Annotated in this window: 21 protein-coding genes; 11 read left to right on the forward strand and 10 right to left on the reverse strand. The window is 67.8% G+C overall.

The genetic code is table 11. The features are described 5' to 3' along the window. The 8 genes from trpA to prmB form a co-directional block, all read right to left on the reverse strand. A partial coding sequence (gene trpA, locus VLF18_RS22595) for a tryptophan synthase subunit alpha (RefSeq protein ID WP_325281888.1) occupies nucleotides 1-722 on the reverse strand: 722 nt, incomplete at its 3' end. A 39-nt stretch (nucleotides 723-761) separates the two neighbouring features. Next, entirely contained in the window at nucleotides 762-1967 is a 1206-nt protein-coding gene (gene trpB, locus VLF18_RS22600; RefSeq protein WP_325281908.1) for a tryptophan synthase subunit beta, read from the reverse strand. After that, nucleotides 1967-2614, reverse strand: a complete 648-nt coding sequence (locus VLF18_RS22605) for a phosphoribosylanthranilate isomerase (protein ID WP_325281889.1) — start codon at nucleotides 2612-2614, stop codon at nucleotides 1967-1969. Before VLF18_RS22605 ends, trpB begins: the two co-directional genes overlap by 1 nt. Beyond that, nucleotides 2611-3378: a tRNA pseudouridine(38-40) synthase TruA gene (gene truA / locus VLF18_RS22610; protein ID WP_325281890.1), complete on the reverse strand. Its 768-nt coding sequence runs from the start codon at nucleotides 3376-3378 to the stop codon at nucleotides 2611-2613. Before truA ends, VLF18_RS22605 begins: the two co-directional genes overlap by 4 nt. Nucleotides 3379-3521: 143 nt before the next feature. Further along, a complete protein-coding gene (locus tag VLF18_RS22615; RefSeq protein WP_325281891.1) occupies nucleotides 3522-6149 on the reverse strand; it encodes a FimV/HubP family polar landmark protein in 2628 nt (875 codons plus the stop codon). Nucleotides 6150-6402: 253 nt separating this feature from the next. After that, a complete protein-coding gene (locus VLF18_RS22620) occupies nucleotides 6403-7440 on the reverse strand; it encodes an aspartate-semialdehyde dehydrogenase (protein ID WP_325281892.1) in 1038 nt (345 codons plus the stop codon). Nucleotides 7441-7501: 61 nt separating this feature from the next. Next, nucleotides 7502-8599 (reverse strand): chorismate synthase, encoded by a 1098-nt coding sequence (gene aroC / locus VLF18_RS22625; RefSeq protein ID WP_325281893.1) that lies wholly within the window; start codon nucleotides 8597-8599, stop codon nucleotides 7502-7504. A gap of 54 nt (nucleotides 8600-8653) precedes the next feature. Further along, a complete protein-coding gene (gene prmB / locus VLF18_RS22630; RefSeq protein ID WP_325281894.1) occupies nucleotides 8654-9574 on the reverse strand; it encodes a 50S ribosomal protein L3 N(5)-glutamine methyltransferase in 921 nt (306 codons plus the stop codon). A 170-nt stretch (nucleotides 9575-9744) separates the two neighbouring features. Between prmB and VLF18_RS22635 the strand changes: the two genes are divergently transcribed. From VLF18_RS22635 to VLF18_RS22645, 3 genes are all read left to right on the forward strand, one after another. Next, the gene (locus VLF18_RS22635) at nucleotides 9745-10386 is read left to right on the forward strand and encodes an SCO family protein (RefSeq protein WP_325281895.1); all 642 of its coding nucleotides are present in this window, start codon (nucleotides 9745-9747) and stop codon (nucleotides 10384-10386) included. Continuing rightward, nucleotides 10383-11222, forward strand: a complete 840-nt coding sequence (asd, locus tag VLF18_RS22640; protein WP_325281896.1) for an archaetidylserine decarboxylase — start codon at nucleotides 10383-10385, stop codon at nucleotides 11220-11222. Before VLF18_RS22635 ends, asd begins: the two co-directional genes overlap by 4 nt. 196 nt (nucleotides 11223-11418) lie before the next feature. After that, complete coding sequence (locus VLF18_RS22645; protein ID WP_325281897.1) at nucleotides 11419-11856, forward strand: hypothetical protein; 438 nt, start codon at nucleotides 11419-11421, stop codon at nucleotides 11854-11856. Nucleotides 11857-11971: 115 nt separating this feature from the next. Here VLF18_RS22645 and VLF18_RS22650 read toward each other — a convergent pair whose 3' ends face one another. Further along, complete coding sequence (locus VLF18_RS22650; RefSeq protein ID WP_325281898.1) at nucleotides 11972-13477, reverse strand: transglycosylase SLT domain-containing protein; 1506 nt, start codon at nucleotides 13475-13477, stop codon at nucleotides 11972-11974. Nucleotides 13478-13785: 308 nt separating this feature from the next. On the opposite strand from VLF18_RS22650, the gene VLF18_RS22655 reads away from it, so the two are divergent. Further along, nucleotides 13786-15294 carry a helicase HerA-like domain-containing protein gene (locus VLF18_RS22655; protein WP_325281899.1) on the forward strand — a complete coding sequence of 503 codons (1509 nt, stop codon included), beginning with the start codon at nucleotides 13786-13788 and terminating at the stop codon, nucleotides 15292-15294. A 34-nt stretch (nucleotides 15295-15328) separates the two neighbouring features. Then, nucleotides 15329-16618, forward strand: a complete 1290-nt coding sequence (locus tag VLF18_RS22660; protein WP_325281900.1) for a tetratricopeptide repeat protein — start codon at nucleotides 15329-15331, stop codon at nucleotides 16616-16618. 180 nt (nucleotides 16619-16798) lie between these two features. On the opposite strand, the gene VLF18_RS22665 is transcribed toward VLF18_RS22660, so the two are convergent. Next, complete coding sequence (locus VLF18_RS22665; protein ID WP_325281901.1) at nucleotides 16799-17125, reverse strand: iron-sulfur cluster assembly accessory protein; 327 nt, start codon at nucleotides 17123-17125, stop codon at nucleotides 16799-16801. A 178-nt stretch (nucleotides 17126-17303) separates the two neighbouring features. Between VLF18_RS22665 and asnS the strand changes: the two genes are divergently transcribed. From asnS to VLF18_RS22695, 6 genes are all read left to right on the forward strand, one after another. Beyond that, nucleotides 17304-18704, forward strand: a complete 1401-nt coding sequence (gene asnS, locus VLF18_RS22670) for an asparagine--tRNA ligase (protein ID WP_325281902.1) — start codon at nucleotides 17304-17306, stop codon at nucleotides 18702-18704. 1 nt (nucleotide 18705) lies between these two features. Then, nucleotides 18706-19011, forward strand: coding sequence for a hypothetical protein (locus VLF18_RS22675; protein WP_325281903.1), 306 nt, complete (start codon nucleotides 18706-18708; stop codon nucleotides 19009-19011). Then, a complete protein-coding gene (locus VLF18_RS22680) occupies nucleotides 19008-19352 on the forward strand; it encodes a hypothetical protein (protein ID WP_325281904.1) in 345 nt (114 codons plus the stop codon). Before VLF18_RS22675 ends, VLF18_RS22680 begins: the two co-directional genes overlap by 4 nt. Before the next feature lie 15 nt (nucleotides 19353-19367). Then, nucleotides 19368-20156 carry an SDR family oxidoreductase gene (locus VLF18_RS22685; RefSeq protein WP_325281905.1) on the forward strand — a complete coding sequence of 263 codons (789 nt, stop codon included), beginning with the start codon at nucleotides 19368-19370 and terminating at the stop codon, nucleotides 20154-20156. 264 nt (nucleotides 20157-20420) lie between these two features. Continuing rightward, on the forward strand, nucleotides 20421-20990 hold the full coding sequence (locus VLF18_RS22690) for a hypothetical protein (RefSeq protein WP_325281906.1): 570 nt from the start codon (nucleotides 20421-20423) through the stop codon (nucleotides 20988-20990). 46 nt (nucleotides 20991-21036) lie between these two features. Continuing rightward, the coding region (locus tag VLF18_RS22695; RefSeq protein WP_325281907.1) for an aldehyde dehydrogenase family protein at nucleotides 21037-21455 on the forward strand (419 nt) is incomplete at its 3' end.

The raw sequence follows: 21455 nt of genomic DNA on the forward strand, positions 1-21455 counted from the left end.
CCCGCCAGTGTATCGACGAGCGCGCTGCCGATCACCACGGCGTCGGCGAAGGCCGCGATCGCCGCCGCGGTCGCCGCGTCCTTGACGCCGAAGCCGACCGCGACCGGCGTCCGTGCGCGCTGGCGCAGCGCGGCGACGCGCTCGCGCACGGCATCGGTGCTCAGGTGCGCCGCGCCGGTGATGCCGGTGAACGAGACGTAATAGAGGAATCCCTGCGCGGCGGCGCAGACGCGCTCGATGCGTGCGTCGTCCGTCGTCGGCGCGGCGAGGAAGATCTGGTCGAGCCCGGCAGCGCGCAGCGGCTCGGCCGTCGCGATTTCCTCGACCGGACAGTCGACGAGCAGCACGCCGTCGACGCCGGCCGCAACGGCCTCGGCGGCGAAGCGCTCGACGCCGCGGATCTCGACCGGGTTCAGATACCCCATCAGCACGACCGGCGTCTGCGCGTCGCGCGTACGGAATTCGCGCACCCAGCCGAGGATCTGCGTCAGCCCTACGCCCTTGGCCAGCGCACGCTCGTTGGCGTGCTGGATGACCGGGCCGTCGGCCATCGGATCGGAAAACGGCACGCCGAGCTCGATCAGGTCGGCGCCCGACTCGACCAGCGCATGCATGACGGCGACGGTGGCTTCCGGCAGGGGATCGCCGGCCGTGATGAAGGGAATCAGGCCGGGCCGGTGCTGGGCGCGCAGCGCGGCGAAGCGTTCGGAAATGCGGCTCATGAGTGGCGAGTGTCCCGATGCGGAAAACGAACGGAGAGGTCAGACGAGGCTCAGGCCTTCGCGGCGCGCGATGGTGTGAACGTCCTTGTCGCCACGGCCGGACAGATTGACGAGCACGAGCTGATCCGCGGGCAGTTCGCGCGCGAGCTTGATCCCCTGCGCGACCGCGTGGCTCGATTCGAGCGCCGCGAGTATGCCTTCGCTGCGGGCCAGCTCGTGGAACGCGGCGAGCGCTTCGTCGTCGGTGATGCCGAAGTACTGCGCGCGGCCGCTGTCCTTGAGATAGGCGTGTTCCGGACCGACGCCGGGATAGTCGAGGCCTGCCGATACCGAATGCGTCTCGATGATCTGGCCGTTGTCGTCGCAGATCACGTAGGTGCGGTTGCCGTGCAGCACGCCCGGACGACCGGCCGCGAGCGACGCGGCATGACGGCCGGTCTCGATGCCGTCGCCGGCCGCTTCGGCGCCGAAGATCTTCACGTCGGCATCGTTGAGGAACGCATGGAACAGACCGATCGCGTTCGACCCGCCGCCGACGCAGGCGACGAGCGCGTGCGGCAGGCGGCCGAACTGCTCGAGCATCTGCGCGCGCGCTTCGCGGCCGACGACGGCGTTGAAATCGCGCACCATCTGCGGATACGGATGCGGGCCAGCGACCGTGCCGATCATGTAGAACGTGTCGTGCACGTTGGTGACCCAGTCGCGCAGCGCTTCGTTGAGCGCGTCCTTCAGCGTCCTGGAGCCCGACTGCACCGGCCGCACTTCGGCGCCGAGCAGCTTCATGCGATAGACGTTGATCGCCTGACGCTCGACGTCGACGGCGCCCATGTAGACGACGCAGGGAATGCCCAGGCGCGCGCAGACCGTCGCGCTCGCGACGCCGTGCTGACCGGCGCCGGTCTCGGCGATGATGCGGCGCTTGCCCATGCGCTTGGCGACGAGCGCCTGCCCGATCGTGTTGTTGATCTTGTGCGCGCCGGTGTGGTTCAGGTCTTCGCGCTTGAGCAGGATCTGCGCGCCGCCGACGCGGCGCGACAGGCGCTCGGCGTGATAGATCGGACTCGGCCGGCCGACGTAGTGCTTGAGGTCGTAGTCGAACTCGGCGATGAATTCGGGATCGACGCGCAGGCGCTCGTAGGCGGCGGTCAGCTCGGCGAGCGGCGCCATCAGCGTCTCGGCGACGTACACGCCGCCATAGGCGCCGAAGCGTCCGTGCGCATCCGGTAAATTGTGGAAATCGGTCATCACGCGAAAGTTCCCTCGTCGGTGCGGTCGCGCCTCAGCGACTGCATGAATTGACGCATCTTCTGCGCACATTTGATGCCGGGTGCGCTTTCGATGCCGCTGGACACGTCCACCGCGAACGGCTGCGCGACCCGCACGGCCTGCGCCACGTTGCCCGCATCGAGGCCGCCGGCGAGCAGCAGCGGCCGGGCCAGATCGCGCGGCACGCGCGTCCAGTCGAACGCCACGCCGCTGCCGCCCTGCCCGCCGGCCACATGGCTGTCGAGCAGGAAGCCCGCCGCCTGCGGATGCGAGCGCACGTAGGCGTGCACGTCGGCGACGCTGCCCATCGGCACGGCCTTGAGATAGCGCCGCCCGAACGCTGCACAGCGCTCCGCCGGTTCGTCGCCGTGGAATTGCAGCAGATCCGGCGCCACGCGGCTAATGACTTCGTCGACCCAGGCAGCCTCGTCGTCGAGCAGCAGCGTGACGACCGCGACGAACGGCGGCACCGCCGCGCGCAGCGCCGCGGCCTGTTCGATATCGACGAAGCGCCTGCTGCGCCGGGTCATGATCAGGCCGATCGCATCGACGCCGAGCGCGCAGGCCTCGGCCACGTCCCCGGCGCGCGTGAACCCGCAGAATTTCACCCGCACGCGCTCGTTCACAATGTCACTTCCGCTGGGAGTTGCCATTCGGGCGGATACGAAGGATGCAGAAAAGTGAGTCCTTGTGAAGGTGCCGTCGGCCCGGCAAGCGTGCGATCGCGGCCGGCCAGCACGTCGCGGACCCAGTCCGGCTCGCGCTCGCCGAGGCCCACCGGCACCAGGCTGCCGACGATATTGCGGACCATGTGATGCAGGAAAGCGTTCGCCCGGATGTCGAAATGGATGCGTTCGCCGTCGCGCGTGACATTCAGAGCCTGGATCGTGCGCACCGGATTGGGCGCCTGACAGGCGACGGTGCGGAACGCGTTGAAGTCGTGTTCGCCGAGCAGGTGCCGCGCCGCCTGCTGCATGCGCGCGGCGTCGAGCGGCAGCCGCTCCCAGGCGACGAAGCGCGCCTCGAGCGCGGGCCTCACCGCCCGGTTGAGCAAGGTGTAGCGATAGCTCCGCGCACGCGCCGAGAAGCGCGCATGGAAATCCGCCGGTACGCGCTGCAGCCAGCGCACGCAGACGTCGTCGGGGAGGCGCGAATTCGTACCGAGCAGCCAGCTGCGATCGGCGCGCTCGACCGGTGCGTCGAAATGAACGACCTGGCAACGCGCGTGCACGCCGGAATCGGTGCGTCCCGCACAGACCACCTCGACCGGCGTCGCCGCGACGAACGACAGCGCCTGCTCCAGCACGCCCTGAACGGTCCGTCCGCGGTCGAGCCGCTGCCAGCCGAGGAAATCCGTGCCGTCGTATTCGACGCCCAGGGCGATGCGCAAGCCAGCTCCGGCGAGGGGCAAAAGGGGCGCGATTGTAGCCCGAACCCGGCCGCGGCCGGCGCAGGCCCTCGCAACTGCCCGGCCGGCAATGAAAAAGGCCGGCTTGCGCCGGCCTTTTCGTCACGCAGTGAACGGTTTCGCGATCAGCGGATCTCGGCGAGCAGCTTGCGCGCCTCGCCCTTCTGCGAGTCGGAACCTTCGATCAGCACTTCCTCGAGCATCGAACGGGCACCGTCCGGGTCGCCCATGTCGAGGTAGGCCTTGGCCAGATCGAGCTTGGTGCCGATCGCATCGTCGGACGCGAGCAGGTCGTCATCGACGCGCGACGGCAGCGGAGCGAGATCCGGAATCGGCGGCAGCGGCTGCACCTGGGTCTGGTAGTTGCTCGGCGGCGGCGGCGTTGCAGCGGCCGGCGGCGGGGTCAGATCGAACGAGAAATCGTCGCGTGCGGCCGGTGCCGGCGGCGCAGCGCTGCGGTCGGCGAGGTCGAAGTCGAAGGCATCGTCGTCGGCCTTGCTCGCAGCCGGAGCGGCCGGCGGAGCGCCGAAGCCGTCGTCGAAGCCGTCAAATCGCATCGGCTCGGGCGACGCGTGCTGATAGCTGCCGAAGGCCGGGGCCGACGAGGCGACCGGCTCGGCGAACAGCGGATTCGACGGCACGAGCTCGCGACCCATGGCCTGGACCTGCTGCCATTCGGGCATGTTCGTGTCGTAGATATGCGCGTACATCGCCTGGGCGGCGGCTTCGAACTTGTCCGCGTCGCCCTGCGAGTAGTACAGGCTCGTCAGTTCGAGATGGGCCGAGGTGTCGTCGGGATACTGCGCGAGGCGATCGAGCAGTGCGTCCTCCTCGTCCTGCAGCGGCGAGGTCGTTTCGGCGTAGGCGCCCGCACCCGCTGCGGCGGCCGTCGACTTCTTCCCGCCGAGCAGACGCGAGCCGAGGAAGCCCAGCGCGCCGAGCACTGCAAGTCCGCCGAGTCCGTAGACCCAGGTCATCGGCTCCATGTACCAGGGCTTGGCTGCCGGCAGCGGCTGTACCTTGGCCGGTGTCGACGGCTTGGCCGGCGCGGTCGTGCTCGTCGCCGGCTTGGCCGGCGTCGTCGTCGCGGGCGGCGCGGTCGTCGCAGCCGGCGGCGTCGTGGCGGTCGCGCCCGGCGGCGTGGTCGTTGCCGTCGCCGACGGATCCGGCGTGATGCCCGGAGTCGTCGACGGGGTCGCGGCCGGCGTGGTGGTGCCCGGCGTGGCGCTCGGCGTAGAAACCGGCGGCGTTGCCGTGGAGGACGGTGCCGTCGTCGCGACCGGCGGGGTCGTGGTCGAACCCGGCGTGGCGGCGGGCGGCGTGCTCGTCGCCGACGGCGTCGTGGACGGCGTCGAGGTGCCGGCAGGCGGCGTCGAGGAGGCCGTGCCCCAGATTTCTTCCTTGGTCAGCGCGCCGCCCTTGTCGCCGGGCTTCGGCGCGGTCACGGTCGTCGTCGTCGATGCGGGCGGCGTGGTCGTCGCGGCCGGAGCGGTCGTCGACGCCGGCGGCGGCGTGGCCGCAGTCGCCGGCGCCGCCGGCTTGGACGCCTTGTCCTGCAGCTCCTTGAGCTTCTGCTGCAGCGCGGCCAGCTCGGAGTCCTTCAAGGTCAGCAGCTTGTCGTTCTTGGTCTTGAGCTCTTCGAGTTCGCGCACGCGCGACTTGAGCTCGCTGGCTTCCTGGTTGCTGCTGGCCAGCGCTTCCTTGGTACGCGCGAGTTCCGCGCGCACGGTCGAATCGCCGGTGCCGCCGGCACCCGGACGCTCGGCACTGGCCGACGCATCCTTGCCGGATTTCGGCGGAACGAGCTCGAGGCGATCGCCCGGCTTGGCAGTCGACGCCGTCGACGCGCTGCCCGACGGTCGGGACGGCGTCGCGCCGGTGTCTGCAACGAGCGTCGGCGCCGCGGCCCCGCCGCGCGCGGCGTCGTTCTGGCTGCGGACTTCGGCTGCCGCGGCGGCGGCCGAGCCGGCCGCACGGATTTCATCGGCGCTCGGCACGCGCAGGATCGCGCCGCGCTTCAGCGAATTGATGTTGTCGCGATAGAACGCGTTCGGGTTGTTGCGCAACAGCGCAACCATCACTTGATTCAACGAAACGCTCTCGTCGGGACGCGTTGCCGCGGCGACTTCCCAGAGCGTCTCGCCTTGGGCGACCGGACCATATTCACCGGACGCGGCGCTGCGCGGTGCGGCGGGCACAGAAGGAGCTGCCGGAGCCGGTGCCGCCGCGGTATCGGTCGTGCGCGCCGGCCTGCCCGAAGGCTTGGACGGCTTGGCCGACGGAAGCTGCGTCGATGCGGCCGGCGTCGCGCCGTCGCGCACCGGCGCGGTGCTGGCGCGCGAGCCCTTGATCGCCGGCGCCATGGTCGGCGGATCGAGCAGCACCGTGTATTCGCGCAGCAGCTTGCCCTTGGCCCAGTTCACTTCGATCAGGAAGTCGAGGAACGGGTCGCGGACGGGTTCCTTGGTCGTGACCTTGATGACCGCGTTGCCCTTGGCACCGGTCGCGACCGCGAACTCCAGCGGTACGAGGATGCGCGAGCGGGACAGGCCGACGCGTTCGAAATCGGACGCTGCGGCGAGCGCCACGCTGACGCTGGCCGTTTCGTCGGGACCGCCGGTCACCGGGATTTCGGCGACCAGGGGCTCGTTCAAGCCCGACTTGACCTGGATCATTCCCAGGCCCAGCGCCAGCGCGTTCGTACTGCTCAGCGCGAGCGCTACGGCCAACGTAAGTTTCAGCGATCCATTCATGAGGTCAGCCCCCTGGGTGGCAGTGGCCTACGGCCTGGTCTTAAGCACTGTCTCGACGCCCCGCGAACCACCGGCAGATGCGCAAGCACCGGCCGATCCCCTTCGCAGCATGATTCCCACAATTTTTTCGCGCCGGATCAGGCAGTTACAACAAGATCCGGCATCGATCGCGTCCTTGCGAAAGACTGCCCGGCGGCCTGAAAGGCCGCCGGGCAATCTCGAAAATGCCTTATAACACAATCGTAACTATAGATCACAGATACGATTTCACCAAGAGCTCAGCAATCTGGACCGCGTTCAATGCGGCGCCCTTGCGGATGTTGTCGGAAACGACCCAGAGGTTGAGCCCGCGCGGATGCGAGATGTCCTCGCGAATGCGGCCCACGTACACCGCATCCTGCCCGGCGGCATGGGAAACCGGCGTCGGATAGCCGCCGGGGGCCCGCTCGTCGACCACGATCACGCCGGGCGCGCTTTCTAGCAGTTCGCGCGCCCGCTCGGCTGTGATCTTGTCGCGGGTTTCGACATGCACCGCCTCGGAATGACCGTAGAACACCGGCACGCGCACCGCAGTCGGGTTCACTTCGATGCCGTCGTCGCCGAGGATCTTGCGCGTCTCCCAGACCATTTTCATTTCTTCCTTGGTGTATCCGTTGGACTGGAAGTCGTCGATCTGCGGGATCAGGTTGAACGCGATCTGCGCCTGGAACTTCTGCGGCTTGGCCTCCTGGAAATTCAGGATCGCCGCGGTCTGGCGGCCGAGTTCCTCCAGGCCCGAGCGCCCCGCCCCCGACACCGACTGATACGTCGCGACATTGATGCGCGTGATGCCGGCGGCGCGGTGGATCGGCGCGAGCGCGACGAGCATCTGCATGGTCGAGCAGTTCGGGTTTGCGATGATGCCGCGCGTCGTGTAGCCCGCGATCGCATCGGGGTTCACTTCGGACACGACGAGCGGAATGTCGTCCTGGTAGCGGAACTCGGACGTGTTGTCGATCACGACCGCGCCGGCCGCCGCGGCGCGCGGCGCATGTACGCGGCTGACGCTGCCGCCGGCCGAGAAGAACGCGATGTCGACGCCGTCGAAGTCGTAGGTCGCGAGATCGCGCACCGTGGCCTTCTGGTTGCCGAAATCGATCTGGCCGCCGGCGGAGCGTTCGCTCGCCAGCGCGACGAATTCGCTGACCGGAAATTTGCGCTCTTTGAGAATGCCGATCAGGGTTTCGCCGACCGCACCGGTCGCGCCGACCATGGCCACCTTGAACTTGCGTTCCGCCGAGCTAGCAGACATTTAAACTTCTCCAGTTTGATACTTCAGGATTGCGGACGACCGACCGCGCCCGCGCGGGGATTCAGGGTTTGGCCGGAATTCGCGGCTGGACTGGTGCGACGTCGCCGCATTGCGCGCGATGACGCAGCGCCTGGTCCATGAGGACGAGCGCGACCATCGCCTCGGCGATCGGCGTCGCGCGGATGCCGACGCAGGGGTCGTGGCGGCCCTTGGTCACGACCTCGACGGGCTCTCCGCGGACGTTCACGCTGCGGCCCGGAACGAGGATGCTCGACGTCGGCTTGAGCACGATCGACGCAACCACGTCCTGGCCCGTCGAGATGCCGCCGAGGATGCCGCCCGCATGATTGGACAGAAATCCTTCGGCGGTCATTTCGTCGCGGTGTTCGCTGCCGCGCTGGGTGACGGCGTCGAAGCCGTCGCCGATCTCGACCCCCTTGACCGCGTTGATGCTCATGAGCGCCGAAGCGAGTTCGCCGTCGAGCTTGCCGTAGATCGGTTCGCCCCAGCCCGGCGGCACATTGGAGGCGACGACGCTGACGCGCGCGCCGATCGAATCGCCGGACTTGCGCAGACGATCCATGAACTGTTCGAGCTCGGGCACCATCGCCGCGTCGGGCCAGAAGAACGGATTGGTTTCGACGGCGTCCCAGTCGAAAACCCCGGGCGTCAGCGGGCCGAGCGCGGCGAGCCACCCGCGCACCTGCACGCCGTGACGCTCGGCGAGCCAGCGCTTGGCGACGACTCCCGCCGCGACGCGCATCGTGGTCTCGCGCGCCGACGAACGCCCGCCGCCGCGCGGGTCGCGGCGGCCGTATTTCTGCCAATAGGTGTAATCCGCATGCCCTGGACGGAAGCGCTCGGCGATCTCCGCGTAGTCCTTTGAGCGCGGGTCCGTATTGCGGATCAGCAGCGCGATCGGCGTGCCGGTCGTGACGCCTTCGTAGACCCCCGACAGGATCTCGACCTCGTCGGCCTCGCGCCGCTGCGAGGTGTGCCGGCTGCGGCCGGTCGCACGCCTTTCGAGGTCTTCGCGGAAATCCTCGGGCGCGATCGCGAGTCCCGGCGGGCAGCCGTCGATGACGCAGCCGATCGCCGGGCCGTGGCTTTCGCCGAAGGTCGTTACGGTCAGCAGTTTTCCGAACGCATTGCTCGACACGGTTTCTCGCCTACTGAGGTAAGTCGCGCCCGGCCGACACGCGCCCGGCCTGAATCACGCACGCGCGGCAAGCGCCGCGCGGATGTCGCCCGCATGGGCCACGAGATCGCGCCGCTCGAGCACGAACACACCCATCTGGCCGACGTTGAACTCGACCCACGTGAACGGCACGCGCGGCAGCAGCGCTGCGAGCGCGTGCTCGCTTTCGCCGACTTCGACGATGAGCACGCCGTCCTCTGACAGATGCGCCGGCGCTTCGGCGAGGATGCGCAGCGCGAAGTCGAGACCGTCGTGACCGGCCTTCAAACCTAGCGCCGGTTCGTGGCCGTATTCGGGCGGAAGATCGGCAAATTCCTGCTCGGTCACATAGGGCGGGTTCGACACGATGAGGTCGTAGACCTCGCCGCCGAGCGCGGCGAACAGATCCGACTCGATCACGCGAACGCGGTCCTGCACGTCCTGGAACTGCACGTTCGCTCTGGCGAGCGTGAGCGCTGCGGGACTGATGTCGACGACATCGACCTGCCAGCCCGGGTTGTGCGACGCCATCGCGATGCCGATGCAGCCCGAACCCGTGCACAGATCGAGCGCGCGCTCCACCACGATCTCGTCGAGCCACGGCGAAAAACCGCTCTGGATCAGTTCGGCGATCGGCGAGCGCGGCACGAGCACGTTTTCGTCGACCTTGAACAGCAGGCCTGCGAACCAGGCTTCGCCGGTGAGGTAGGCGACCGGCTTGCGCTCGGCGATGCGGCGTTCGATCAGCCCGAGGATCTTCTGTTTTTCCTCGCCGACGAGCCTGGCCCGGCCGTAGTTCGGCGACAGGTCGTGCGGCATGTGCAACGCCCAGAGCACAAGATGCGTCGCTTCGTCCAGCGCGTTGTCGTAGCTGTGACCGAAGGTCAGGCCGGCGCCGGCAAAGCGGCTCGCGCCGTAGCGGATGAAGTCGACGATCGTGGAAAGTTCGGCAGTCATGGCAGGAACAGCGACAAAGGGCCGCAGAGTATAGGGCGCCGTCGACACGGCGTCCGCGTCTATACTTCGGCGGAGCAACGCCCGGAACAGCCGCACCACACTCGCCGTGGCCGCAGGTGCCGCCAGCCGGGCATGGAGCCTCACGATAGAGACTTGCTCAGACCTTCCCAATGAATACACGTCATAACTCGGGCCGCACGCTGCCGACCGCCCTGATTCTCGTCGTCGCGTTTGCCGCGGGCCTCGGCCTGTGGCTGCTGAGCCAGCGCTTCGGCAGCGACGAGTCCGCGACCGTCGCCTTGACGCGCTATCCATCGCCGCGTCCGGTGGCCGAGTTCCGGCTGACGCGCAGCGATGCGAAGCCGCTGACGCAGGTCGACCTCAAGGATCATTGGAACCTGTTCTTTTTCGGTTTCACGAATTGCCCCGACATCTGTCCGAACACGCTCGGCGTGCTCAAGCAGGTGCGCGCGCAGCTTGCGCAGGCCGGCCTTGCCGACCGCGTCCACGTGCATTTCGTGTCGGTCGATCCGCAGCGCGACCAGCCCGAAACGCTGGGACGCTATGCGGCGTTCTACGATCCCGCCTTCATCGCCTCGACCGGCAGCGACGAACAGCTCATGCGCCTGACGCGCTCGCTCGGCGTCATGTACACACGCGAACCGGCCAAGGACGGCCAGTACACTGTCGACCACAGTGCTTCGGTCGCGCTGATCGATCCACAGGCGCGTCTGGTCGGCCTGTTCCGCCCGCCGCTGGACGCGAACGCGATCGGTACCGACCTCAAGACTCTCGTGAACGCGCCGCGATGAAACTCTCGATACTGCTGCAGTACGCCCTGCCCCATCGGCTGCTTTCGCGCTTCGTGTACTGGGCGACGCGCTGGACCTGGCGACCCTGGAAGAATTTCCTGATCGGGCAGATCGTGCGCCGCTATCAGGTCGATCTCAGTGAAGCCCAGACGCCCGACATCGCGGCATTCGACCATTTCAATGCATTCTTCACGCGCCTGCTCAAGCCCGGCGCGCGCGCGGCCGATCCGGCCGCCGATGCGCTGCTGTGTCCGGCCGACGGCAAGGTCAGTCAGGCCGGCCCAATTCGCGCCGGCCGCATCGTCCAGGCCAAGGGCCAGGATTACACCGTCGCGGAGCTGCTCGCCTCCGACGAGGATGCCGTCGCCTACGCCGACGGCAGCTTCGTCACGGTCTATCTGTCGCCGCGCGACTACCACCGCGCGCACATGCCACTGGCCGGCGTGCTGCAGAGCACCGTGCACGTTCCCGGCCGCCTGTTCAGCGTCGCGCCCGGCCCGGTCGCCGAAATCCCGCGGCTGTTCGCGCGCAACGAGCGGCTGGTCTGCCACTTCCAGGGCGAGCACGGACCGTTCGTCGTCGTCATGGTCGGTGCGATGCTGGTGTCCAGCGTGTCGACGGTCTGGTCCGGCCTCGAGATCCCGCCGTATGCGAGCGGAGTGACGCGGCGCGACTGGCGCGACCGCGCGATCCGGCTCGATCGCTTCGCCGAGATGGCCCGATTCAACATGGGCTCCACGGTCATCGTGCTGCTGCCGCCCGGCGTCGGCGAGATCGCTGCGCTGGTGCCCGAGCAGCCGGTCAACGTCGGCGAGCGCATCGGAACGATCCGCTGAATCGCGGCGACGGCGCAGGGCTCCGTCCGGCGATTCCGACGATGCGCCCGCGCCGGTTGTGTGCGCGGCACTGCAAAACAACGTGACGAGGATTGTCAGTTTGTGACCGACTCGGCTAATCTGCTCCGTCTGTCGGCATAGCATTGCCGGCGATCGTCGAATTCGCAAAACCGCAAAAACCACCAAGGGGACTTCCATGCAGCAGTTGATCTGGCGGCTTGTCGCCACCAAACGGGCCTATCAGCTGCAGCGCGAGTTCAAGGAAATCGACAAGCTCATGGGCGGCCTCAGCAACGCGGCCCGCCTGCAGCTTGCGACGCTGACCCAGAAAGAATTCTCCGCTGCCGCAAAGAGCGAGTTTCCGCATCTTTATGCCACGCCGCCGGAACAGCGCTACAGCGCCTGGGGCAGCGGCACCGACATCGGTCTGTCGCGCGCCCGTTCCGACAATCTGCCGGTCCGCCTGCGCGGCATCGCGCTCTGGCTGACGGTCGCCTATCACGAAACCCGCGGCACGACGCTGCCCGCGCTCGACGGCGTTCACCGTTCCCTGCTGCGCGCGCTGCGTTTCCTGCGCGAAGCCGCGCCGGCCGCGACCGCCGAAAGCTGGTTTTCCAGCGAGCAGGCCGCCTGATCGCTGACGTTCACCAAAAAAGTTCGGGCTAGAAGGAAGCGCGCACCAGGGATGGTGCGCTTTTTTTTGGCTCGAATCCGGTGCGCCGCGTGTCCGCAGCGCAATCGACCCAGCCTTATTTGCCGCAGCTCGGGATCTGCAGCGTCTGTCCCGGCTTGATCGCATAGCTCGGCGCGCGCAGGCGATTGATGCTCGCGATTTCCCGGACTTCGGCGCAGCGATGCTTGCGCGCGATCGCCGCGAGCGTGTCGCCCTTGCGCACCGTGTAGCGGCCGCGTGCGCCGCCGGAACTGCTGCGCGTCGACGCGGTGCGCGCTATCGCAACCTGCGGCATCGACGCCGCATGCAATTCCGCCGCGAGCGTCTGCCACGGCCCTTGCGCGCAGGCGCGCGGAAATGCCGCCTCGAGCACGACCGGCACGGTAAGGCGAGTCCCCGGCGGCAGCGCCGCCTGATGGTCGTAGGCCGGATTCAGATTGCGCAACGCGCGAAACCAGCCGTCGCGGCTGCCGCCTTCCTGGCCGAAGCAGATCGACAGCTCCGCCAGCGACATCGTGCGCGGCAAGGTCACGTTGCCCAGGCGCGTGTCGATCTTCGGGAATTCGAGGTTGTAGCGCTCCGGATGCATGAACAGCCATGCGGCCGCCAGCACCATCGGTACGTATTCGCGGGTTTCCGGCGACAGCGCACCGTAGACCGACGCGTCCCAGAATCGCGCACGCCCGCCGCCGGCCAGCCGGCCCATGCGACCTTCACCGCCGTTGTACGCGGCAAGTACCAGTTCGAGGTCGTTGTTGAACACGCGCAACTGTTCGTTCAGATAGGCCGCGTTCGCGCGCGCGGACAAGGTCGGATCGAAACGCTGGTCGAAACCGTTGCTCGTCGTCAGACCGAAACGCAGCCCAGTCGCATACATGAACTGCAGCGGCCCGCTCGCGCCTGAACGCGACACCGCATGCACCTTGCCGCCCGATTCCTTCGCGATGAATCCGAACAGCAGCGCTTCGGGCAGGCCGGCCTTCTGATATTCCGGCCACATCAGCTGGCGCATGTACTGATAGTTGACGTAGGCCTGGATCAGATTCGGCCGGTACTGCGTGAGCCATTCCTCGAGCCCGGCCTTGACCGGCTCGTTCACGGCGATGATTTCGGCGAGCGGCCTGCCCTTGAGCAGCGTGATCGAGCGCGCGGCCTCGGGCAGATCCGACACGACCGGCGAACCTTCGCCGGCGGCTTCCGGATCGGCATCCTCGGCGGCCGGCTTCTCGGGGTCGCCGGTGGCCGCGGCGATCGGTGCGTCGCGGCGCAGCAGGCCGTCGAAGGCCGACAGGAACCGCTCTTTTTCGCACCCGGGGAGTTGCTGGCAGCGCAGGGCCGCGGCACGCAGGTCGTCGAGCGCCGCATTGCCTTCGCGCGCCGCGCGTTCGCGTTCGCCCGCGTCGGCAAGTTCGGCGCTGCCTTCGTAGCGTTTCACGGCCTCGTCGAGGCGCGCGTACAGCTGGCCGATCTCGTTCTCGTCGGCCGCCGGCACCGGCACGTTTTTCGCGTTGCGTGCAGGCGCACCCGCGCAGGCGGCCAGGATCAACGAAGCGGCCACGGCCGATACAAGACGAATACGCAAGACTGCACTCCCGCAACACGAACGGTCGGCACGTTACACACGGAGGCCCCTTGAGGGAAGGTCTAAAAGCCGCCGTTCCGGTGATTTTCCGGAGCGACGTTCGACTGCGCCGCAGCAAGGTCGAAGGTTTTCGACATTTGCTTCAATAACGGCGCGCACGCCGCGAAAACCTCCGTGTCGGCCCGCCGGCCCGAAAAACACCGGAATCCCGGTTTTTCGAGAGCTCCGCCAGACGGATTGCCGCGATACCGCCGACCCTCGCTACAATCGGCCTTCACATGACCTTTGCAAACGACTCGGGAGCGGACGTGAGCGACATCCTGCTAGGGAAGAGCGACATCGATGTGCTGCTGCGCGCCCGCTACGCGAACCGCCACGGCCTCATCGCCGGCGCGACCGGTACCGGCAAATCGGTCACGCTGATGCGCCTTGCCGAAGGCTTTTCGCAGCTCGGCGTCCCGGTGTTTCTCGCCGACGTCAAGGGCGACCTGGCCGGGCTCTGCGAAGCCGGCGGCGGCAACGCGAAGATCGACGCGCGCGTGGCCGAACTCGAACTCGACTGGAAGCCCGCCGCGAATCCCGTCGTGTTCTGGGACATTTTCGGCCAGCTCGGCCATCCGGTCCGCAGCACGATTTCCGAGATGGGTCCGAATCTGCTCGCGCGCCTGCTCGAACTCAACGAGACGCAGGAAGGCGTGCTCGACGTCGTATTCAAGCTCGCCGACGACGAAGGCCTGCTGCTCGTCGATCTGAAGGACCTGCGCGCGCTGCTGACCTTCGCCGCCGAAAACGCAAAGGTCATCTCGCAGCGCTACGGACTGATTTCCTCGCCGTCGATCGCCGCGATCCAGCGCGCACTGCTCGGGCTCGAACAGGCCGGCGGCGATCAGTTCTTCGGCGAACCGGCGCTCGATCTCGCCGACTTCCTGCGCCAGGACATGAGGGGCCGCGGCATCGTCAACGTGCTCGCCGCCGACAAGCTCATCCTGAAACCCAAGCTCTATTCGACGTTCCTGCTCTGGATGCTGTCGGAACTGTTCGAGCGCCTGCCCGAAGTCGGCGATCTCGACAAACCCAAGCTCGTGTTCTTCTTCGACGAAGCGCACCTGCTGTTCGACGATGCGCCGGCCGCGCTCGTGCAGCGCGTCGAGCAGGTCGTGCGCCTGATCCGCTCCAAAGGCGTCGGCGTCTATTTCTGTTCGCAGAATCCCGACGACGTGCCGCAGACGATTCTCGGCCAGATGGGCAATCGCGTGCAGCACGCGCTGCGCGCGTTCACGCCGCGCGACCAGAAGGCGGTCAAAGCTGCCGCCGAAACGTTTCCGCCGAATCCGAAGATCAAGAAAGTCGCCGACGTCATCACCCAGCTCGGCGTCGGCGAAGCGCTCGCGACGACCTTGCAGGACGGCGGCGTGCCGCTGCCGGTCGAGCGCGTGCTGATCGCGCCGCCGGGCTGCCGCATCGGCGCGGTCACCGACGCGGAGCGCGCGGCGGTCCGCGCACGTTCGCCGGTCGGCGGCAAATACGACACGGCGCTCGATCGCGAATCGGCCTATGAAATGATCCGCGCACGCAACGAACAAGCCGCGCAGGAAACGGCCGAAGCCGAACCCGCGGCGAAGAAACGCGGAACGGCCGCGCAAGCCGAAGACAGCGGCGGCTGGGGCGGCATGATCAAGGATGCCCTGTTCGGCACCAAGCGCCGCCAGGGTGTGATCGAGGCGACGGCCAAGTCGGCCATGCGCTCGGTCGGCAACCAGCTCGGACGCCAGATCCTGCGTGGCGTGCTCGGCTCCATCATGGGCGGTCGCCGCTGACCGCCTCGTCATCGCTCACGAAAGAATCCTTCCCATGAATACCCCGACCATCGTGCCGTTCTGGCAGCGGCTGCGCGAAATTTCCCTCTATCCGTCGCAGACCGGCGCCCTGATCACACTCGTCGTGCTGTCGCTCGCGCGCGTGCTCGGCCTGCTGCCCGGCGTCGGCCGCATCGTGACGCTGCTCGTGACGATCGCGCTGTACAAGTTCGCGTTCGAGATCCTGCGCGCAACCGCGAACGGCAGCATGGAGCCGCCGGAAAACACGCTCGACATGGACGAATCGGTCGGCAGGATGGGCGTGCTGCTGCAGGCCGCCTTCATCGTCATGGCGTTCCTGTCGTTCTTTATCGGCTATCTGCTGTTCGGCGACGCCGGTCTGTTCTTCGGGCTCGCGACGACGCTGCTGCTGCTGCTCGGCTGGCCGGGCGCCTGCATGTCGCTCGCGATCGACCAGAACTTCTGGCATGCGCTGAACCCGGCGACCTGGATGCAGATCATGAGCCGGCTCGGCTGGCCGTATTTCCTCGCCTACGGGCTGATGACGCTGATCTTCCTCAGCGCGGCGAATGCGCAGGCGCTGCTCGAAGGTTTCGTCCCGCTGCTGATCGGCCTGCCGCTGTTCTACTTCATCTCGGGCTACGCACTGCTCGCGACGTTTCACCTGATGGGCTATCTGGTCTGGCAGTACCAGGACGAGCTCGGCTTCACGCCCGACGCCGCGCCGCTGCCGCTGATCAATCGCAACGCGGATCCGGACCAGTTCATCCTCGACGAAGTCGCGCAGATGGTCCGCGACGGCGAGACCGACCTCGCGACCGACGCGCTGCGCGCGCACCTGCGCGAACGCGGCGGCACCGAGGCCGTGCACACGCAGTACCGCAAGCTGCTGCGCCTCAAGGGCGACACGACCGAACTCGTGCGCCACGGCAAGGAATGGCTGCCGATGCTGCTCGCGCAGGATCGCGAGAAAGCGGCGGTCGAGCTGTTCCGGGAACTCGTCGAACTCGATCCGTCCTATGCGGTCACCGACGCCGAGTCGAACACACGGCTGGCCAATCGCGCCGCGGCGCTCGGCCAGACCCAGCTCGCCCTGCGCCTGATCAGCGGCTTCCACAAGCGCCACCCGAAGAGCGCCGACATCCCGCAGATGTATCTGCTCGCGGCGCGCCTGCTCAGCGAACGCATGGGCAAGGATGCGGAAGCCAAGGCGCTGCTGACGCAGATCCGCACGGCCTACCCGAATCACGCGCTGATGCCGGAAGTCGATGCGCTGACGAAACTCATCGACTCGCTCGGCGCGAAGAAGCCGGCGACGACCTGAGAACCAAAACCGGCGGAAGCGCCGGTTTTTGAATGAAATGTGCACCGGCGGAAACGCCGGTTTCTTTGAATGAAAAGCATACCGGCGGAAAACGCCGTTTTTTTCATGGACGAGAACGCCGCCGGAACGGCGGCCTGTTGCCGGGAGGAACGTCGCCGGCGCCAGGCCGGCCCCGGCGCATCAGCCGATCGTGAAACTCTCGCCGCAGCCGCATTCGCCGGTCATGTTCGGGTTCTCGAACACGAACTGCGCGTTGAGACCGGACTTCTGGAAATCGATCGCGGTGCCGTCGACGAACGGCAGGCTCTTTGCGTCGACGACGAGCCTGACGCCGGCGTCCTCGATCCAATGGTCGTCGGCGGCGATGGTGTCGGTGAGGTCGACGACGTAGCTGTAGCCGGAACAGCCGGTGCGCTTCACGCCGAAACGCACGGCCTTCGCGTTCGCGTCGCGGGCCAGGAAATCGATCATGCGCTCGCGCGCGGCGGGGGTCAGGGAAATGGACATGAGGCGGATTCTAGTCGCGTGAGCCGGGACGACCAATAACGCAACGCGCTATGGCCTGCGGCCGCAATGGGGTCGCGCGGCGCGAAACCCAAGGCCGGCGCCGCCTCCGGCACAGTTCCGCTATCATCGGCGGCTTCCCGGCGCCTGCAGCGCCCACGTTCTCGCGGAGTAGAAATCCATGGCGGTTGTCAGCATCAAGGCCGCGCTGGCCGGCACGCATCCGGTCGGCAGCGAAGTCACGGTCCGCGGCTGGGTCCGCACCCGGCGCGACTCCAAGGCCGGCCTGTCGTTCGTGAACCTCGCCGACGGCTCGTGCTTCGATCCGATCCAGATCGTCGCGCCGAACACGCTGCCGAACTACGAATCCGACGTGCTCAAGCTCAGCGCCGGCTGCGGCGTCATCGCGACCGGCACCGTCGTCGAATCGCAGGGCAAGGGCCAGAGCTACGAGCTGCAGGCCAGCGCGATCGAAGTCACCGGCTTCGTCGACGATCCCGAAACCTATCCGATCCAGCCCAAGCCGCATTCGATGGAATTCCTGCGCGAGGTCGCGCACCTGCGCCCGCGCACCAACGTCTTCGGCGCGATCACGCGCGTGCGCCACTGCCTCGCCCAGGCTGTGCACCGCTTCTTCCACGAAAACGGCTACTACTGGATCAACACGCCGATCATCACGACCAGCGACGCCGAAGGCGCCGGCCAGATGTTCCGCGTATCCACGCTCGATCTCGCGAACCTGCCGCGCACCGACAAGGGTGCGGTCGATCATTCCAAGGACTTCTTCGGCAAGGACGCGTTCCTGACCGTCTCGGGCCAGCTCAACGTCGAGGCCTACTGCCTCGCGCTCAGCAAGGTCTACACGTTCGGCCCGACGTTCCGCGCCGAGAATTCGCAGACCTCGCGCCACCTCGCCGAGTTCTGGATGATCGAGCCGGAGATCGCGTTCGCCGATCTCGCCGCCGACGCCGACCTCGCCGAAGCGCTGCTGAAATACGTATTCAAGGCCGTGCTCGACGAGCGCAGCGACGACATGGCGTTCTTCGCCGACCGCGTCGAGAAGACCGCGATCTCGCGCATCGAGAACTTCCTCGCGTCGCCGTTCGAGCGCATCGACTACACGGACGCCGTGAAGATCCTGCAGAACTCCGGCAAGACCTTCGATTTCCCGGTCGAATGGGGCATGGATCTCCAGACCGAGCACGAACGCTTCCTCGTCGAACAGCACGTCGGCCGCCCGGCCGTCGTCATGAACTATCCGGAACAGATCAAGGCGTTCTACATGCGCCTCAACGACGACGGCCGGACCGTCGCGGCGATGGACATCCTCGCGCCGGGCATCGGCGAGATCGTCGGCGGTTCGCAGCGCGAGGAACGCCTCGACCTGCTCGACGCGCGCATGGCCAAGATGAACATCGACCCGGCGCACTACCAGTGGTATCGCGACCTGCGCCGCTACGGCACCGTGCCGCACGCGGGCTTCGGCCTCGGCTTCGAGCGTCTGGTCGTGTACACCTGCGGACTCGCGAACATCCGCGATGCGATTCCCTATCCGCGCGTTCCCGGCCACGCCGAGTTCTGACGTGCTGTTCCTGCTGCTCCTCGCGCTCGGCTTCGCGATCTTCGGCCTGACTGCCTACGTCATGAGCTGGCCGCTGGTCGCGACGCAGCTGCGCGACCGGCATCCGCAGGACCGCCCGCTGATGGGCGCGACGCCGCTGTCGCCGCGCGCGTTCGGTTGGTTCCTGCGTTTCGCCTGGCGCACGTCGGCCGACCAGAACCTGCGTTTTCTCGCGTTCCCGGGCAGCATCGCCGCCTGGGCCATCGCGGTCGGCAGCGCCTGCGCCGCCGTGCTGCTGATCCTGCGCATGACCGGAGTACTGGTATGAGCGACGACATCGACACCGGCCAGCACGCCGCCGAAGAACGCGTGAACACTTATTGGTGGTGTGCCGGTTTCGGCGACACGCTGATCTGGTCGCGGCTCGACATCTTCGCGAGCGGCATCGCCGAAGTGCTCGGCGCGACCGGCGAGTATCTGCGCTACGACGACGAGACCTCGGCGCGCATGGCGCTGCTCGACGCCGACTTCCGCGAATTCGACGGACTCGACGAGGACGACGCCGCGGCCATGGGCTTCGATCTCGACACCATGGACGTGCCGCGCGGCGACAGCGACGACGAACTGCTGCCGCGGATGGTCCACAAGATTGCGCGCGGCATCGGCTGATCCGGAGATTCCCCCATGCAGCTCGATCTGAACGGCCGCCACGCCCTCGTCTGCGGCGCCTCGCAAGGCATAGGCCGCGCCGCGGCGCAGGAACTCGCGCTGCTCGGCGCCAACGTGACCGTGCTCGCGCGCAATGCGGAAGCGCTGGCCGCCGTCGTCGACGCGCTGCCGCGCATGCATGCGGCGCAGACGCACGGCTTCATCGCGGCGGACATGGCCGACACGGCCGTCCTGCAGAAAAAAGTGGAAAGCACCGCCTATGCGGCGCCGTTCCATATTCTCGTCAACAACACCGGCGGCCCGCCGGGCGGCCCGGCGCAGACGGCGCAGGCGGACGCCTTCGTCGACGCGTTCCGCCATCACCTGCTCGCCAATCACGCGCTGCTGCAGAGCGTGCTGCCCGGCATGCGCGAGGCAGGCTTCGGCCGCGTGATCAACGTGATCTCGACGTCGGTCAAGGAACCGATCCGCAACCTCGGCGTCTCCAACACGATCCGCGGCGCCGTGGCGAGCTGGGCCAAGACGCTCGCGACCGAGCTCGGTCCTCACGGCATCACGGTCAACAACGTCCTGCCCGGCTACACGCGCACGCAGCGCCTCGAGCAGATCGTGCGCGACCGCGTCGCCACGAGCGGCAAGTCCGAGCGCGATATCGAACAGGCCATGCTCGCGAGCGTGCCCGCCGCGCGCTTCGCCGAAGCCGCCGAGATCGCGGCCGCGATCGCGTTCCTCGCCTCGCCCGCCGCCGCCTACATCAACGGCGTCAACCTGCCGGTCGACGGCGGTCGCATGCAGTCGCTGTGACGGTCGCGCGGATCGTTCGCGGCGCGCGATAAGGCGTCGCCGCGATGACGATCCCGCAGCCGCCGCTTCGCGACGGCTGGCTCCGCTACGCCAGGGTTCAGCGCGCCGATGGGACAACGGCTGCGCGACAACCGGCGCCGGCCGTCAACGCACGCAACATCAACGCGGTGCCGCGGCAACAACAGCCCGTGCCGCCGCTCGCGTGCCCGCTGCAGACTGCAGGCACGCGCGAGCGTCGCGCAGGACATTCCGACGAGGTGCCGCTTGCCCGCATCGACCGTCCGCTTCGCCGTTCTCGCCGGCATCGTCGCCGCACAGACCCTGCTGATCGGTCTGTATGCGCCGCGCACGCTGCGCGCGCTCGAACGCGTCGCCTGGCTCGTCGACGAAGCCGACGGCGTGGTGGGCTGGCTGCGCTACGGCATGGGCGCGGCGATCGTGCTCGTGCTGGGACTGCTGCCGCTGCTGTTCGCGCTCGGGCTCGGCGTCGCCGCGGCGTGGTCGCTGCGCGTGTATTCCTCGACGCCGCAGCACGTCGAAGGACTCGGCGCGCCGATCGTCGGTCTCGTGCTCGGCCAGTGCCTGCTGCTGGGTCTGTGGCTCTGGCTGCTGCCCGGCGCGACGCCCGGCGACGCCTGGCAGAACGACGGCTACGGCTACACGCTGCTCGTCGTGCTGACCAGCCTGCTCTGGGCGTTCTGCAACGCAATGCTGCTGTGGCGCGGCGCCGGCGGCCCGGCGCCGCAGCGCGATCCGCACGAACTGCGCCGGCTGCGCGAACTCGGCCTGCGCCGTGCGCGCGAACTCGCGGCCGACGACGAACCGCCGCCCTGAGCGTTCGCCGCTGCGGCGAGCCGCGCGCCCGCGCTACCATCGCGCGATGACCGAGACCCTGAGCAATCTGATCGACGGCCGCCTCGCCGCGCCCGTCAACGGCCGCTGGCTCGACGTGTTCGAACCGGCGACCGGCGAGCGCTACGCGCGCTGTCCCGACTCTGATGCGGCCGACATCGACCTCGCCGTCGCCGCCGCCGAGCGCGCCTTTCCCGACTGGTCGCGCCGGCCCGCCGGCGAACGCGCGCAGTGTCTGAACCGACTCGCCGATCTCGTCGAGTCGCGGCTGGAAGCCTTCGCCGTCGCCGAATCGCGCGACAGCGGCAAGCCGCTCGCGCTCGCCCGCAGCGTCGACATTCCGCGCGCCGTGTCGAACCTGCGCTTCTTCGCCGCGGCGATCACGCAATGGTCGAGCGAAGCCCACGCGATGGAAGACCGCGCGCTGAACTACACGCTGCGCCAGCC

It is taken from the genome of Tahibacter sp., from assembly GCF_035481375.1.
GTDB lineage: Bacteria > Pseudomonadota > Gammaproteobacteria > Xanthomonadales > Rhodanobacteraceae > Tahibacter.